The sequence below is a fragment of the Streptomyces sp. NBC_00203 genome (assembly GCF_045206325.1).
Classification (GTDB): Bacteria; Actinomycetota; Actinomycetes; order Streptomycetales; family Streptomycetaceae; genus Streptomyces; species Streptomyces lutosisoli.
The window spans coordinates 7,879,486-7,893,898 of record NZ_CP108126.1 but is presented as its reverse complement, the minus strand read 5'-3'; the positions used below and the strand labels follow the sequence as shown (position 1 = coordinate 7,893,898).

Sequence of the window (14,413 nt, the reverse complement as noted above, 5' to 3'; positions counted from 1 at the left end):
GGGCATGCTTCACGATATGGGACACTGGTCTAGACAACCCTGAACACTGAAGGGCAGCATCACATGGCTGAGCGCCGCGTCAACGTCGGCTGGGCTGAGGGCCTCCACGCCCGTCCCGCCTCCATCTTCGTCCGGGCCGCCACGGCCTCCGGCATCCCCGTGACGATCGCCAAGGCCGACGGCAACCCCGTCAACGCGGCCTCCATGCTCGCGGTCCTCGGACTGGGCGCCCAGGGTGGCGAGGAGATCGTCCTCGCCTCCGACGCCGAGGGTGCGGAAGCCGCCCTCGACCGTCTGGCGAAGCTGGTCGCCGAGGGTCTCGAGGAGCTCCCCGAGACCGTCTGAGCATCACACGCACTGTGCGGCGGAGCCGCGTCACCCCATCCCGGGCGGCGCGGCTCCGCCGCTTTTCGGTCCACCGTCCAGGAATTCTCCGCGCACCGCCCGCACACCTCGCGCCACAGACACGGAAATAGCGCGCACCGGAATTCACGGCACGCGAAAAGAGGGGCAACAGAAATAGACCCCTGCTGAATATCCCTCTTTGTATACGGCGCCCTTGTTAATGCCGCAGGCCCGTCATGTTTACGGGATGTTGCGAAGTCCTCACACGTTCCGGACGATCTCCGCCGCCGGGAAACCGGAGCCGGTGCGCGGCCGAGGCGCGCTCGGTGTGCAGGGCCGTGATCGCCCTGGCCCGCTCGCTGTCGCCGCGCGCGACCGCGTCCACGATGCCGCCGTGCTCCGCCCAGGACTCCGCGGGGTTGGCCGGTGCCTCCACCGCGTACATCCAGGCGATCTTGTGCCGCAGCTGGCTGAGCGTGGAGGTCAGCGCGGGGCTTCCGGAGGCCTGCGCGAGGGTCTCGTGGAACCAGCCGCCCAGCGAGCGCAGATCCTCGCTGTGGCCCCTTCTGGCCCGCTCCTGACCCAGCCTGACCAGGCCTCGGAGCACCTTGAGGTGGGCCTCGGTACGGCGCTGCGCGGCCCGCGCGGCACCCAGCGGCTCAAGGAGCATGCGCATCTCGAGGAGGTCGGAGGCCTCCAGCTCGGTGGGCTCCGCGACGCACGCGCCCGCGTGCCGCCGGGTCACGACGAAGCCCTCGGCCTCCAGCGTGCGCAGCGCCTCGCGCACCGGGACGCGCGAGACGCCGTAGCGACGCGCGAGCAGTTCCTCGGTGAGCCGGCTCCCTCGCTCGTAGACACCCGCGACGATGTCGTCACGGATCGCCGTGCATACCGAGTGCGCCGGAATACGCATGACCGGACCTCCGCTTTAATCCCCGCGAAACGCCATCGATTGACGCTTGTTCAGTGACTCTATTGCAGGGAGCCGGAATTTCCGATGGCAGGCCGGAATCCAGGGATATTTTTTGGACAGACGGCCGTGCGAAACGACGATGCCCCGGCTCGGCGGGCCGGGGCATCGGAAGTGATGGAGATCTGGTGAAGCGGTCGTCAGACGTTCATACCGTCGAACGTCAGACGTTCACGCCATGCGAGCGAAGGTAGGCGACGGGGTCGATGTCCGAGCCGTACTCCGCGGTCGTACGGGCCTCGAAGTGGAGGTGCGGCCCGGTGGTGTTGCCGGTGGCCCCGGAGAGGCCTATCTGCTGGCCCGGGGTGACCGTCTGCCCCACGGAGACGCCGATGGACGACAGGTGGCCGTACATGGTGTACGTGCCGTCGTGCATCTTGATGACGACCTGGTTGCCGTAGGCGCCGCCCCAGCCGGCGGTGACGACCGTGCCGGAGCCTACGGAGTGCACCGAGGTGCCGGACGCGGCATGGAAGTCGACGCCGGTGTGGCTGCCGGAGGACCAGAGGCTGCCGCCGGCCTTGTAGCCGGTGGAGATGTACGAGCCGGTGATCGGCACGACGAACGTGTTGAGGCGCTTGCGCTCGGCGGCACGGGCGGCGCGCTCCTTGGCCTCGCGCTCCTTCTTCGCCTCCGCCGCGGCCTGCTTCCGGGCGGCCTGCTCGGCAGCCTTCTTCGCGGCGGCCTCGTCGGCGGCGTGCTGCTGGGCCGCGGCCTGGGCGTCGATCTTCTCGGCGAGGGAGTCGCCGATGGTGATGACGGGGGTGAGCCCGGTCTGCTCGACGGTGGACTCCGCGGCGAGCGCGGGGGCGGCCAGGGTTCCGATGACACCGGTGGTGGCGAGCGCCGCGACGCCGACGGCGTTCGTGGTCGTGCGCTGCACGCGGCTCGGGCGACGGTGCTTCCCTGTGCCACAGGTGAACGCCATGTAGGGGCTGATCCTTTCCTTCCTTCTCGCCTACCGGGTTAGCTGACGGGTTCGGAGCAGGAAGGTCTCCTACAGACCCCCTCCTGGGAGGGCGTCCGATTCACCCCAGGGACTACGTATGGGTCCCCGGCTCCCCTGGCTCGCGCCGTACGGGGACTCGGCGATGACTGTCCGGTGCCGCGGGCGCGGCGCACTGCCTGACGAACAGCCGCACCGACGCTAATCGGGACATCTTTCAATCGACAAACGGATCACGGCTTTTGTAGCGCATGACACAGGGCAGACAGGCAACCTCCCTACCAATACGGACATCTTGGGAACGAAGTCCGGACAAAAGAAGACCCAGGTGACTCTTCAGTCACCCGGGTCCTCAGGGAGTGGCTCTGTTCCGCTCTGCTCTACTCGGCCCGGACGACGCTCACTTCACCGATTCCGAGGGCTTTGACGGGCTCCTCGATCTGCGCGGCGTCGCCCACGAGGATGGTCACCAGACGGTCCACCGGGAAGGCGTTCACGGCGGCCGCGGTGGCCTCCACGGTGCCGGTCGCGGCGAGCTGCTGATACAGCGTCGCCTGGTAGTCGTCCGGCAGGTACTGCTCGACCTGGTCGGCGAGCGTGCTCGCGACGGCCGCCGCGGTCTCGAACTTGAGGGGCGCCACACCCACCAGGTTCTGCACGGCGACATCGCGCTCGGCGTCCGTCAGGCCCCCGGCTGCGAGGGTGCGCAGCACCTTCCACAGGTCGTCGAGCGCCGGACCGGTGTTCGGGGTGTCCACGGAGCCGCTGATGGCGAGCATCGCGACGCCCGTGCCGTCCGGCGCGGCGCGCAGCACCTGGCCGAACGCCCGCACACCGTAGGTGTATCCCTTTTCCTCGCGCAGGACACGGTCCAGGCGCGAGGTGAGGGTGCCGCCGAGGCAGTACGTGCCGAGCACCTGGGCGGGCCACACGCGGTCGTGCCGGTCGGCGCCGACGCGGCCGATGAGCAGCTGTGTCTGGACGGCGCCGGGCCGGTCCACGATGATCACGCGGCCGGTGTCGTCGGCGCTCACCGGCGGCACGGGACGCGGCTCGGCGGACGAGCCGGTCCAGGAGCCGAGCGTGTCGGCGAGCAGCGCGTCGAGGTCGACACCGGTGAGGTCACCGACGATGACCGCGGTGCCCGTCGCGGGGCGAACGTGCTTCTCGTAGAAGGCCCGTACGGCCGCCGAGTCGATCTTCTGGACGGTCTCCTCGGTGCCCTGGCGCGGGCGCGACATGCGCGCGGTCGCCGGGAACAGCTCCTTGGAGAGCTCCTTGGCGGCGCGGCGGGCCGGGTTGGCCGCCTCGTGCGGGATCTCGTCCAGGCGGTTGCGGACCAGTCGCTCCACCTCGCTGTCCGCGAACGCCGGTGCCCTCAGGGCGTCGGCGAGCAGACCGAGCGCCTTGGGGAGGCGCGAGACGGGGACTTCGAGGGACAGGCGTACGCCGGGGTGGTCGGCGTGTGCGTCGAGGGTGGCGCCGCAGCGCTCCAGCTCGGCGGCGAATTCCTCGGCGGAGTGCTTGTCGGTGCCCTCGGAGAACGAGCGCGCCATGATCGTGGCGATGCCGTCGAGGCCCGCGGGTTCGGCCTCCAGCGGCGCGGCGAGGATCACCTCGACGGCGACGACCTGCTGGCCGGGGCGGTGGCAGCGCAGGACGGTCAGACCGTTGTCGAGCGTGCCGCGCTCGGGCGACGGGAAGGCCCACGGCCTGGCCTCGCCGGCCTGGGGCTGCGGGTGGAAGTCCATGGTGGCGAGCTCGGTCACTTCGCCGCCTCCTCGTCGGTGTCTTCAGCGGCGTCGGTGTCTTCGGCGGTTTCAGCGGTCTCGGCGACGGTCGGTTCGTAGACGAGCACCGCGCGGTTGTCGGGGCGCAGGCGGGCCTTGGCGACCTCCTGGACCTCCTCGGCGGTGACGTCGAGGACGCGCCGCACGGCGGTCAGGGCGAGCTGCGGGTCGCCGAACAGGACGGCGAACCGGCACAGTTCATCGGCGCGGCCAGCGACCGTGCCGAGCCGGTCCAGCCACTCGCGCTCCAACTGGGCCTGGGCGCGCTCCATTTCCTCGGACGTGGGGCCCTCCTCGGCGAACCGGGCGAGCTCCTCGTCGACGGCGGCCTCGATGACCGGGACCTCGACATCGCCGGACGTCTTCACATCCAGCCACCCCAGGGAGGGCGCTCCGGCCAGGCGCAGCAGGCCGAACCCGGCCGCGACGGCGGTGCGGTCGCGGCGTACGAGCCGGTTGTAGAGCCGGGAGGACTCGCCGCCGCCGAGGACGGTGAGCGCCACGTCGGCCGCGTCGGACGCGCGCGTGCCGTCCTCCGGGAGCCGGTAGGCGGCCATCAGGGCACGCGCCGGGACCTCTTCCTCGACGACCTCGCGCAGCTGCTCGCCCATGATGTCGGGCAGCGAGCCGTCACGCGGGGCGGGCTTGCCGTCGTGCCCGGGGATGGAGCCGAAGTACTTCTCGACCCAGGCGAGCGTCTGCTCCGGGTCGATGTCGCCGACGACCGACAGCACCGCGTTGTTGGGCGCGTAGTAGGTGCGGAAGAACGCGCGGGCGTCCTCCAGGGTGGCCGCGTCCAGGTCCGCCATCGACCCGATCGGGGTGTGGTGGTAGGGGTGGCCCTCGGGGTACGCGAGCGCGGTCAGCTTCTCGAACGCGGTTCCGTAGGGCACGTTGTCGTAGCGCTGTCGGCGTTCGTTCTTGACGACGTCCCGCTGGTTCTCCATGGACTCGTCGTCGAGCGCGGCGAGCAGCGAACCCATGCGGTCGGCCTCCAGCCAGAGCGCGAGCTCCAGCTGGTGGGTGGGCATGGTCTCGAAGTAGTTGGTCCGCTCGAAGCTCGTCGTGCCGTTGAGCGAACCGCCCGCGCCCTGGACGAGTTCGAAGTGGCCGTTGCCGTGGACCTGCTTGGAGCCCTGGAACATCAGGTGCTCGAAGAGGTGAGCAAGTCCTGTACGGCCCTTGACCTCGTGGCGCGAGCCGACGTCGTACCAGAGGCACACCGCCGCGACCGGGGTCAGATGGTCCTCGGAGAGCACCACGCGCAGGCCGTTGGCCAGGCGGTGCTCGGTCGCTGTCAGGCCGCCGGAGCCTGCCTCAGCTGTGGCCGTGTGACCCATGGGCATGTACGTCCCTTCGATCGCGGAAACTGCGTAGTTCCTGTCGGTCCTGCCACTGTATGCAAGCGCGCCGACAGGTGGCGAAGTTCCCGCACCTCGTACGCCGAGAGCGAGACTCGCGTACGTCACAGCCGCGTCCCGGCAGACCCTCCGAGGGCCGCTACGGACGGGTCGCGGTCGGCGTTGTCAGTGGGGCGGTCCACAATGGTCCGCGTCAGAACCCGTTCATGCCCCGGCAGAGACTGTGAAGGAGCCGCAGCAGCGATGGCCCGCCGCAGCACGAAGACCCCGCCGCCCGACGACTCGTACGAGGAGAAGATCCTCGACATCGACGTCGTGGACGAAATGCAGGGCTCCTTCCTCGAGTACGCGTACTCGGTCATCTACTCGCGAGCCCTGCCGGACGCGCGCGACGGCCTCAAGCCCGTGCACCGCCGCATCGTCTACCAGATGAACGAGATGGGCCTGCGCCCCGACCGCGGCTATGTGAAGTGCGCCCGCGTCGTCGGCGAGGTCATGGGTAAGCTCCACCCGCACGGCGACGCGTCGATCTACGACGCGCTGGTCCGCCTGGCGCAGCCCTTCTCCATGCGCCTGCCGCTGGTCGACGGCCACGGCAACTTCGGGTCGCTCGGCAACGACGACCCGCCGGCCGCCATGCGTTACACCGAGTGCCGGATGGCCGACGCGACGTCACTGATGACCGAGTCCATCGACGAGGACACGGTCAATTTCACGCCGAACTACGACGGCCAGGAGCAGGAACCGGACGTCCTCCCGGCGGCGTACCCGAACCTGCTGGTCAACGGTTCGTCCGGCATCGCCGTCGGTATGGCGACGAACATGCCGCCGCACAACCTCGGCGAGGTCATCGCCGCCGCCCGCCACCTCATCCGGTACCCGGGCGCCGACCTCGAGACGCTGATGAAGTTCGTCCCGGGCCCCGACCTCCCCACCGGCGGCCGGATCGTCGGCCTCACCGGGATCAGGGACGCGTACGAGTCGGGCCGCGGCACCTTCAAGATCCGCGCCACGGTGTCCGTGGAGGACGTGACGGCGCGCCGCAAAGGTCTGGTCGTCACCGAACTGCCCTTCACCGTCGGCCCGGAGAAGGTGATCGCCAAGATCAAGGACCTGGTCGGCGCCAAGAAGCTGCAGGGCATCGCCGATGTGAAGGACCTCACAGACCGTGCGCACGGGCTGCGTCTGGTCATCGAGATCAAGAACGGCTTCGTGCCGGAAGCGGTCCTGGAGCAGCTCTACAAGCTGACGCCGATGGAGGAGTCCTTCGGCATCAACAACGTGGCCCTGGTGGACGGCCAGCCGCTGACGCTGGGCCTCAAGGAGCTCCTGGAGGTCTACCTCGACCACCGCTTCGACGTCGTGCGCCGCCGCAGCGAGTTCCGCCGCAGCAAGAAGCGCGACCGGCTGCACCTGGTCGAGGGCCTCCTCGTCGCCCTTCTGGACATCGACGAGGTCATCCGCCTCATCCGTTCCAGCGAGAACTCGGCGCAGGCCAAGGAGCGCCTGATCGAGCACTTCTCGCTCTCCGAGATCCAGACGCAGTACATCCTGGACACGCCGCTGCGCCGCCTGACCAAGTTCGACCGCATCGAGCTGGAGTCGGAGCGCGACCGGCTCAACGGCGAGATCGACGAGCTGACCGGCATCCTGGATTCGGACTCCGAGCTGCGCAAGCTGGTCTCCGGCGAACTGGCCGCCGTGGCCAAGAAGTTCGGCACCGACCGGCGCACGGTTCTCCTGGAGTCCGCGGGCACCGTCGCCTCGGCGGTCCCGCTCCAGGTGGCGGACGACCCGTGCCGGGTGCTGCTGTCCTCGACGGGCCTCCTCGCCCGTACGGCCAACGGCGACCCCTTCGGGGAAGTCGAGGACGCCAAGCGCACCAAGCACGACCTGATCGTCTCCGCGGTGCCCGCGACGGCCCGCGGCGAGGTCGGCGCGGTCACATCCTCCGGTCGCCTGCTCCGCCTGAACGTGATCGACCTGCCGCAGCTGCCGGAGACGGCATCGGCGCCCAACCTCTCAGGGGGCGCGCCGATTTCGGAGTTCCTGTCCTCCCTGGAGGCGGACGAGTCGGTGGTCTGTCTGACGACGCTCGACGAGTCGTCGCCCGGCCTGGCGATCGGCACCGAGCAGGGTGTCGTCAAGCGTGTGGTGCCCGACTACCCCTCGAACAAGGAGGAGTTGGAGGTCATCACCCTCAAGGACGGCGACAAGATCGTCGGCGCGGTCGAGCTGCGCACCGGCGAGGAGGACCTGGTCTTCATCACGGACGATGCCCAGTTGCTGCGCTACCAGGCCTCACAGGTCCGCCCGCAGGGCCGCGCGGCGGGCGGCATGGCGGGCATCAAGCTCACCGACGGCGCGAAGGTGATCTCCTTCACGGCGGTCGACCCGGCGGTGGACGCGGTGGTGTTCACGGTGGCGGGCTCGCGCGGCACGCTGGACGACTCCGTCCAGACCACGGCCAAGCTCACCCCGTTCGACCAGTACCCGCGCAAGGGCCGCGCCACGGGCGGCGTGCGCTGCCAGCGGTTCCTGAAGGGCGAGGACTGCCTGTCGCTGGGCTGGGCCGGCCCGGCACCGGCGCGGGCCGCGCAGCGGAACGGCACGCCCGCCGAGCTGCCGGAGATGGACCCGCGCCGGGACGGCTCGGGCGTGTCGCTGGCGAAGACGGTGGCGGTGGTGGCGGGCCCGGTGTAACCCCTGGCCGGCCCGCGGACTCGGGTCAGCCCTCCGGGCTCGGCTCCTGTACGTAGCGCAGGACGCCCCACATGCTGTGCTCGTCGGCGTGTGGGGCGTCCTCTTTGCACGCCTCCAGCTCCTTGGTCAGAGCGGCCAGGTCGATGCCGGAGCCGATCAGGACGAGCTGGGTGAGCCGCGCCTCGGCACGGGCCCAGGGCTCCGGATAGAAGCGCAGGAACCGCCCGACGGCATGCACGGCATACCGGTTGACGCTGTCCTGGACGCCGAAATCGACGTACCCCTTGATGCGGTAGAGCCCCTCGGGCCTGCTGTCGAGGAAGTCCATCAACCGCCGGGGGTCGAGGGGCACTTCGGAGCTGAAGGAGAGGGATTCGTAGGCGGAGTGCAGGTGCTCGTCATGGCTCTGCTGATCGCCATCGTCGTGCCGGTGGAGATCGTCGAAGGACAGCTGCCCGATGCGCTCCTCGCTCGGCCGGCAGTCGAAGAGGAACTCGGGATCGATGCGGCCATAGGTGGCGGGCACGACAGCGGCACGGTCGGCGAGCTCTCGCACGGCGCGGAGCACCCGCTCACCGTCCGCCGCCCTGTCGACCTTGTTGACCACGACAAGGTCGGCGAGTGCGAGATGCCGCTCGATCTCGGGATGCTTCACGCGCGTTGCGTCGAACTCGACGGCGTCGACGACCTCGACGAGCCCGCCGTACACGATCCGCGGATGCTCACTCGCGAGGACCATCCGCACGAGCTCCTGGGGCTCGGCGAGCCCGCTCGCCTCGATGACGATGACGTCGATACCTGCCGAGGGCCGGGCAAGCCGCTCCAGATACTCATCGAGCTCACTGGCGTCGACCGCACAGCACAGACACCCGTTCCCCAGGGAAACGGTGGAATCCCCCAGCGCCCCGGCCACCGCCATGGCATCGATCTCGATCGCGCCGAAGTCGTTGACGACGGCTCCGATCCGACTGCCGCCGCTGTGGTGCAGCAGGTGATTGAGCAGTGTGGTCTTCCCCGACCCGAGGAACCCGGCGAGGACGACAACGGGGATCTGCCCGACCTGGATCGGCCCGATCTGGATCTGCTGCGGACTGGGCTGGCTCAACGGGCGACCTCTTTCACACCGATGCGTACACCGGCTCGCGGACCGGCTCCTGTACGAGGACGGCGCACGCACCGGCACTCGTACGAGGAAAGAATGCCGACCCAGCATACGAGCGGGAGGAATCGCCCCGAAGTGAACGATTGTTAGCGGCGCTCGCGGGGCACACGTTGGACATGGCGCCGGGAAACGCGACCCGCACTTCCCTCCGTGCGCCTCCTCTCCGCCTCCCTGCCGATCAGAGCCGCTCGGCAAAACTGGGAGACGGCAAGCGCGCCGCCCACCGCTCGCCGGTCCGCTCCCTGTCGCCCCGCACCCGACGACCGGCGGACGGTCGCCTGATTCGGGGGTTGACATGGTCACACAGAACTTTGGGATACGGGGGTTGAGTTCTGCCGCAACGGCAGGGCTCGCGGTCGGGATCCTCGTGGTCCTGGCCGCTCAACAGCGACGGTTCGAGGCACTTCGCCTGCGGGTCGCGCAGGTAGAACGGAACGCCGATCGGGACGCGAGGCTTGCGGAGCAACAACGCCTTCAGGCGTATCTGCTCGACAAGGCTCTGGACGATCCGGATCTCGCCGAGGTCCTGAGCACCATCGACGAGGTGGACCCGACCAAGCGGCGTCAGTATCTCTTCGCCAACGCGATGTACACCAACGCCCTGCTCGCCTACCGGGTGGGGGTCGTCAACTGGGAAGAGCTGCATGGGCATCTTCGAGTGATCTGCCAGAGCGCGATCTTTCGAGACTACTGGGACGCGACGCGCCGCCATCGCGCGAGCCTCAAGGACGCTTCGGAGGAAGCCCGAGTAGGTCAGATGGTGGATGCGCTCATCCACGATCTGGATGAGGCAGACACCGAACGGTGGTGGGTCGTAGGCGAACCGCCCGAGGAGTAACGCCAGTCTTCCCACAACGGAAACAATCAAAGGTTTACCCTGGCCCCGCCCGTATCGGGTTAACCTGGCCCCCGGCCTTCGACTGCCCAGCAGTGCGAGGACCGGGGTCCTTCACGTCTAGAGGCGAGGACCAGAACCTTGAAGATCGTGCGCCGCATCGGTGCGTCCCCCCGCGAACGAGGCAGCCTGTCCGGCGAGACCTGCCCCGATATCTTCGAGCTCAGTGACGGCAACTTCGCCGTCATCGGGACCGAAGCCACTGCGGCACTCGATGGTGAGCTTCCCGCCGATGCCGCGCGAGCGGACTACGAGCGGATCGTGATCGTCAGCCGGGAGACGCTCGTGCGCGCGAAAGCCGACATCCCCGACGCGTGAAGGCCGCAGGGCTCCGCATGGACAGACTCGTCAACTGTTGAGGTCCCCCCGGTCACCCCGTTGAGGCTCACCTCCAGAAGACACGCTCTCCCCGCCCGCACCTCCACGCACCGTTCGCGTCCCGCGCACCAACCCCTCCGCCCAGGGACAGACCGAGCAGCCCGGCGCCCACCCGCCCAGCGGCGCTCGACGACAGCTTCGTGAGGTCCGGCACCGATCGGTGCCGGACCTCATGCGTGTCCGGCACCCCTCAGGCCGCTTGCGGCACCGCCACCGGCGCCGCCGGCCCCACATACCGCGCCGCCGGCCGAATGATCTTCGGGTCCTGCGCCTGTTCCAGGATGTTGGCACTCCATCCGACCACACGGGCCGCCGCGAAGGTGGGGGTGAACATCTCGCGGGGCAGGCCGCAGAGTTCCATGACGACGCCGGCGTAGAACTCGACGTTGGTGTGGAGTTCACGGCCGGGCTTGAGCTCGGCCAGTATCGCTTCCACCTGGCGTTCGACCTGGACGGCGAAGTCGACCAACGGGCCGCCGAACCGTTGCGCGATGCCGCGGAGCATGCGCGAACGCGGGTCCTCCGTACGGTAGACGGGGTGCCCGAAGCCCATGATGCGCTCGCCCGCGAGGACGCGATCGCGGATCCACGGGTCGATGCGGTCGGGGGTGCCGATCGCGTCGAGGGTGTCCAGGGCGCGACTGGGGGCGCCACCATGGAGAGGCCCTGAAAGGGCGCCGACCGCGCCCACGAGGCACGCCGCGACGTCCGCGCCCGTCGATGCGATCACCCGGGCTGTGAACGTTGATGCATTGAATCCGTGATCAATGGTGGAAATCAAGTACTGCTCGACCGCACGGGCACATGCGGCATCCGGCTCCGACCCCGTCAACATGTACAGGTAGTTGGCGGCGTACGCGAGGTCCTCCCTCGGCTCCACAGGCTCCAGCCCCTGCCCGAGCCGATACAGCGCGGTGAGCAGCGTCGGTACGGCCGCGGACGCCGCGAGGGTGTCCGCTCGGCGCCGGTCGGCATCGATGTCGTACACGGGCCGGAACCCCAACGAGGCGCCGAACAGCGACAACGCGGTGCGCAGACCGGCGAGCGGTCCCGACATTCCCGTCGCCGCGGCGATCGCGGGCAGCGCGGCGCGCACCTCGTCCGGCAGCCGGCGCAGCCGAGCGGTCCGTGCGGTGAAGGCGGCGAGCTGTGCCGCGTCGGGCAGTTCGCCGTGGGCCAGCAGATGCCAGACGTCCTCGAAGCCGCGGGTCTGCGCGAGTTCGACGGCCGAGTACTGGCGGTAGTGGTAGAAGCCCTCCAGCCCCCTGACGTCACCCAGTTCGGTGTCGGTGACGACGACGCCCGCGAGTCCTCGCGGTACGTCGACAGAGGTGGACGCGGCTCGGTTGATCGGCATGTTTCCTCCCTGGACTTGATTCGACTGTCCATGCTTGACTCATTTCCTGTCAATATTGATTCGATCAATATGCCGATACACGGATACGGTGGCGCCCATGAGGGATCGAGAAGCGGCAACGCCAGGGCTCGAAGGCCGACGGCTCAGCACCAAGGAGACCGCCGAGCTGCTCGGTGTGAAGCCCGAGACCGTGTACGCGTATGTGAGCCGCGGTCAGCTCAGCAGCCGACGCGACCCCGGAGGGCGCGGGAGCACATTCGACGCCAAGGAGGTGGAGTCGCTCGCACGGCGCAACAGGCGGGAGACCGGCGGGAGTTCCAGCACCGGCGGCGAGCTCTCGGTCCGTACCCGCATCACCCTGATCGACAAGGACCGGTACTACTTCCGTGGCGTCGACGCGACCGAACTGGCCGCGCGGTACTCCTACGAAGAGATCGCCGAATGGCTGTGGACCGGAGAGCTGCGGCCCGGCGTCACGTTCACCGCCCCGGAGGCGTCGGTGAACGTCGCCCGCCGTACCGTCGACGCGCTGCCCGAGCACAGCGGCCCGACCGACCGGCTGCGCGTCGCCGCGATCGCCGCCGCGGCCGCCGACCCGCTGCGCTTCGACCTCTCCGAGGACGCCGTCCTCGGCACCGGACGCACCCTGATCCCCACCCTCGTCGCCGCGCTTCCGCCCCTGCGGCACGACCACCGCGACGAGGGCCCGCTGGCCCACCGCCTCTGGGGACGGCTCTCCGGCCGTACGCCCGACGACGCGTCACTGCGCGTACTGGACACGGCACTTGGGCTGCTCGTCGACCACGACCTGGCCGCCTCGACGCTCGCGGTCCGGGTCGCCGCGTCGGCCCGGGCCCACGCGTACGCCGCCGTGTCGGCGGGCCTCGGCGTGCTCGAGGGCCCGCTGCACGGCGCGGCCAGCGGGCTCGCCCACCGGCTGCTCCTTGACGTCCTGGACCTGGGCAGCGCGGCGCCCGTGGTCGCGGACGAGCTGCGCGCCGGGCGCCGTGTTCCCGGACTGGGGCACCGGCTCTACCCCGGCGAGGATCCACGCGCGCGTGCCCTGTTCACCCTCCTGGAGGACATGCCCGGCGCGGCGCCCGCCCTGGCTGCCGCCCGCGACATCGTGACCACGACCGCCCGCCACACGCCCCTGCACGCCAACGTCGACCTGGCGCTCGCCGTCTTCACCGTGTCCTCCGGCATGTCCGCGTCCGCGGGCGAGACGATCTTCGCCATCGCCCGGACGGCGGGCTGGATCGCTCACACCTTGGAGGAGTACGAGGAACGCCCGCTGCGCATGCGCCCGAGCGGCCGATACGTGGGCGAACGACCTCCGCAGCCACTCCCCGGCCCGTTGGGGCGGTAGGCGGGCGCGCGGCCCTCACAGCCACTTCCGGCGGAGTCGGTCGGTACGTGGAAGCGCGCCCAACCCATCCGCTCCCCGTCCGCACGCCCCCACGCCCCGCCGTGCGCCGAGGGCGCCCCAAACGCGCCCCCATCCACGCGATCGGAAGTCGCCCCGGCGCAAGTCAGGTTAGGCTCACCTCTGTGAGTACGTGCACGACGGCGTCGCGGGACCTCGACGAGCCCCTCGCGGGGACCGCCGCCACCGCGAGGACATGGCTGCTGATCGAGCAGCCCGGGCCCTGGGGCGCCAAGGCGCTCACCGAGAGCCACCTGGACCCCGTGCTCGGCCGCGCTCTCGAAGCGGCCGCGGAGGGCACCGGCGTACGGATCGCACTCATCCGCCGCCCCGGACGGCATGCCGACTGCGGCACGCTCGCGGAGCGCCATGTGTATGTAGCCCACACCACTCCGGGAAACGTATGGCTGCACAGCGCCATGACGTCCGACCCCGAGCAGGTGCTCAACCTCGACTTCGCCGCCTTGGGCATGGGTGACCCGCATACCTTCGAGACGGTTCTTCAGGGCCGGCCCCACACAGGGGACCCGCTCGCTCTCGTCTGCACCAACGGCAAGCGCGACCGCTGCTGCGCCCTGCTCGGACGCCCGCTCGCGGCCGAGCTCGCCACCTCCGGGGTGGAGGGCGTCTGGGAGGTCACCCATCTGGGCGGTCACCGCTTCTCGCCCACGCTGCTCGTCCTGCCGTACGGATACGCGTACGGGCGCGCCGAGGCCCACGCCGTCAAGGAAGCCCTCCAGGGCGTCCGGGAGGGCCGCGTGGTCACCGAGGGCTGCCGCGGGCGCTCCGCGTGGGAGCGACCGGGCCAGGCGGCCGAGCTGGCCGTGCGTAAGGCCACGGGGGAGTACGCCGCCGACGCCCTGACCGTGGTCCGTACGGACGGCACCGCGCCGCGCTGGGAGGTCACCGTCGCCCACACCGACGGCCGTCTGTGGCGCGTCAGCGTCGCGCAGGGCGCCTCGCTGCCGCCCCGCCCGGAGAGCTGCGGTTCGGTGCTGGGGTCGCCTGCCCGGATGGACGTGGTGGCGGTGCGGGAGCTGGCGCGGACGGCGCTCGCCGTGCCCTGCTGACGGCGGATCC

At 69.9% G+C, this 14,413-nt stretch carries 12 protein-coding genes and 1 riboswitch; of the genes, 6 read left to right on the top strand and 6 right to left on the bottom strand.

Features of this window, described 5'->3' with window-relative positions; genetic code table 11:
• Positions 1-63: 63 nt before the first annotated feature.
• A complete protein-coding gene (locus OG975_RS35210; RefSeq protein ID WP_330307773.1) occupies positions 64-345 on the top strand; it encodes an HPr family phosphocarrier protein in 282 nt (93 codons plus the stop codon).
• A 217-nt stretch (positions 346-562) separates the two neighbouring features.
• On the opposite strand, the gene OG975_RS35205 is transcribed toward OG975_RS35210, so the two are convergent.
• From OG975_RS35205 to OG975_RS35190, 4 genes are all read right to left on the bottom strand, one after another.
• Positions 563-1,258 (bottom strand): GntR family transcriptional regulator, encoded by a 696-nt coding sequence (locus OG975_RS35205; protein ID WP_406333352.1) that lies wholly within the window; start codon positions 1,256-1,258, stop codon positions 563-565.
• 220 nt (positions 1,259-1,478) lie between these two features.
• Entirely contained in the window at positions 1,479-2,243 is a 765-nt protein-coding gene (locus tag OG975_RS35200; RefSeq protein ID WP_406333351.1) for a M23 family metallopeptidase, read from the bottom strand.
• Positions 2,244-2,255: 12 nt separating this feature from the next.
• Positions 2,256-2,416: riboswitch (cyclic di-AMP (ydaO/yuaA leader) on the bottom strand.
• Positions 2,417-2,641: 225 nt separating this feature from the next.
• A complete protein-coding gene (locus tag OG975_RS35195; protein WP_406333350.1) occupies positions 2,642-4,030 on the bottom strand; it encodes a M16 family metallopeptidase in 1,389 nt (462 codons plus the stop codon).
• A complete protein-coding gene (locus OG975_RS35190; protein ID WP_406336618.1) occupies positions 4,027-5,391 on the bottom strand; it encodes a M16 family metallopeptidase in 1,365 nt (454 codons plus the stop codon). The genes OG975_RS35195 and OG975_RS35190 overlap by 4 nt, the downstream gene beginning before the upstream one ends.
• Before the next feature lie 264 nt (positions 5,392-5,655).
• Between OG975_RS35190 and OG975_RS35185 the strand changes: the two genes are divergently transcribed.
• A complete protein-coding gene (locus tag OG975_RS35185; protein ID WP_406333349.1) occupies positions 5,656-8,115 on the top strand; it encodes a DNA topoisomerase (ATP-hydrolyzing) subunit A in 2,460 nt (819 codons plus the stop codon).
• A 25-nt stretch (positions 8,116-8,140) separates the two neighbouring features.
• On the opposite strand, the gene OG975_RS35180 is transcribed toward OG975_RS35185, so the two are convergent.
• Positions 8,141-9,220, bottom strand: a complete 1,080-nt coding sequence (locus tag OG975_RS35180; protein WP_406333348.1) for a CobW family GTP-binding protein — start codon at positions 9,218-9,220, stop codon at positions 8,141-8,143.
• A 352-nt stretch (positions 9,221-9,572) separates the two neighbouring features.
• On the opposite strand from OG975_RS35180, the gene OG975_RS35175 reads away from it, so the two are divergent.
• On the top strand, positions 9,573-10,115 hold the full coding sequence (locus OG975_RS35175; protein WP_406333347.1) for a DUF6082 family protein: 543 nt from the start codon (positions 9,573-9,575) through the stop codon (positions 10,113-10,115).
• Between the two features lie 138 nt (positions 10,116-10,253).
• Positions 10,254-10,490, top strand: coding sequence for a hypothetical protein (locus OG975_RS35170; RefSeq protein ID WP_406333346.1), 237 nt, complete (start codon positions 10,254-10,256; stop codon positions 10,488-10,490).
• Positions 10,491-10,740: 250 nt separating this feature from the next.
• On the opposite strand, the gene OG975_RS35165 is transcribed toward OG975_RS35170, so the two are convergent.
• On the bottom strand, positions 10,741-11,907 hold the full coding sequence (locus tag OG975_RS35165) for a citrate synthase/methylcitrate synthase (protein WP_406333345.1): 1,167 nt from the start codon (positions 11,905-11,907) through the stop codon (positions 10,741-10,743).
• Positions 11,908-12,004: 97 nt separating this feature from the next.
• Between OG975_RS35165 and OG975_RS35160 the strand changes: the two genes are divergently transcribed.
• Together OG975_RS35160 and OG975_RS35155 are read left to right on the top strand one after the other, a co-directional pair.
• A complete protein-coding gene (locus OG975_RS35160; protein WP_406333344.1) occupies positions 12,005-13,276 on the top strand; it encodes a citrate synthase in 1,272 nt (423 codons plus the stop codon).
• A 182-nt stretch (positions 13,277-13,458) separates the two neighbouring features.
• Complete coding sequence (locus OG975_RS35155; protein ID WP_406333343.1) at positions 13,459-14,403, top strand: sucrase ferredoxin; 945 nt, start codon at positions 13,459-13,461, stop codon at positions 14,401-14,403.
• The last annotated feature ends 10 nt before the right edge of the window (positions 14,404-14,413 follow it).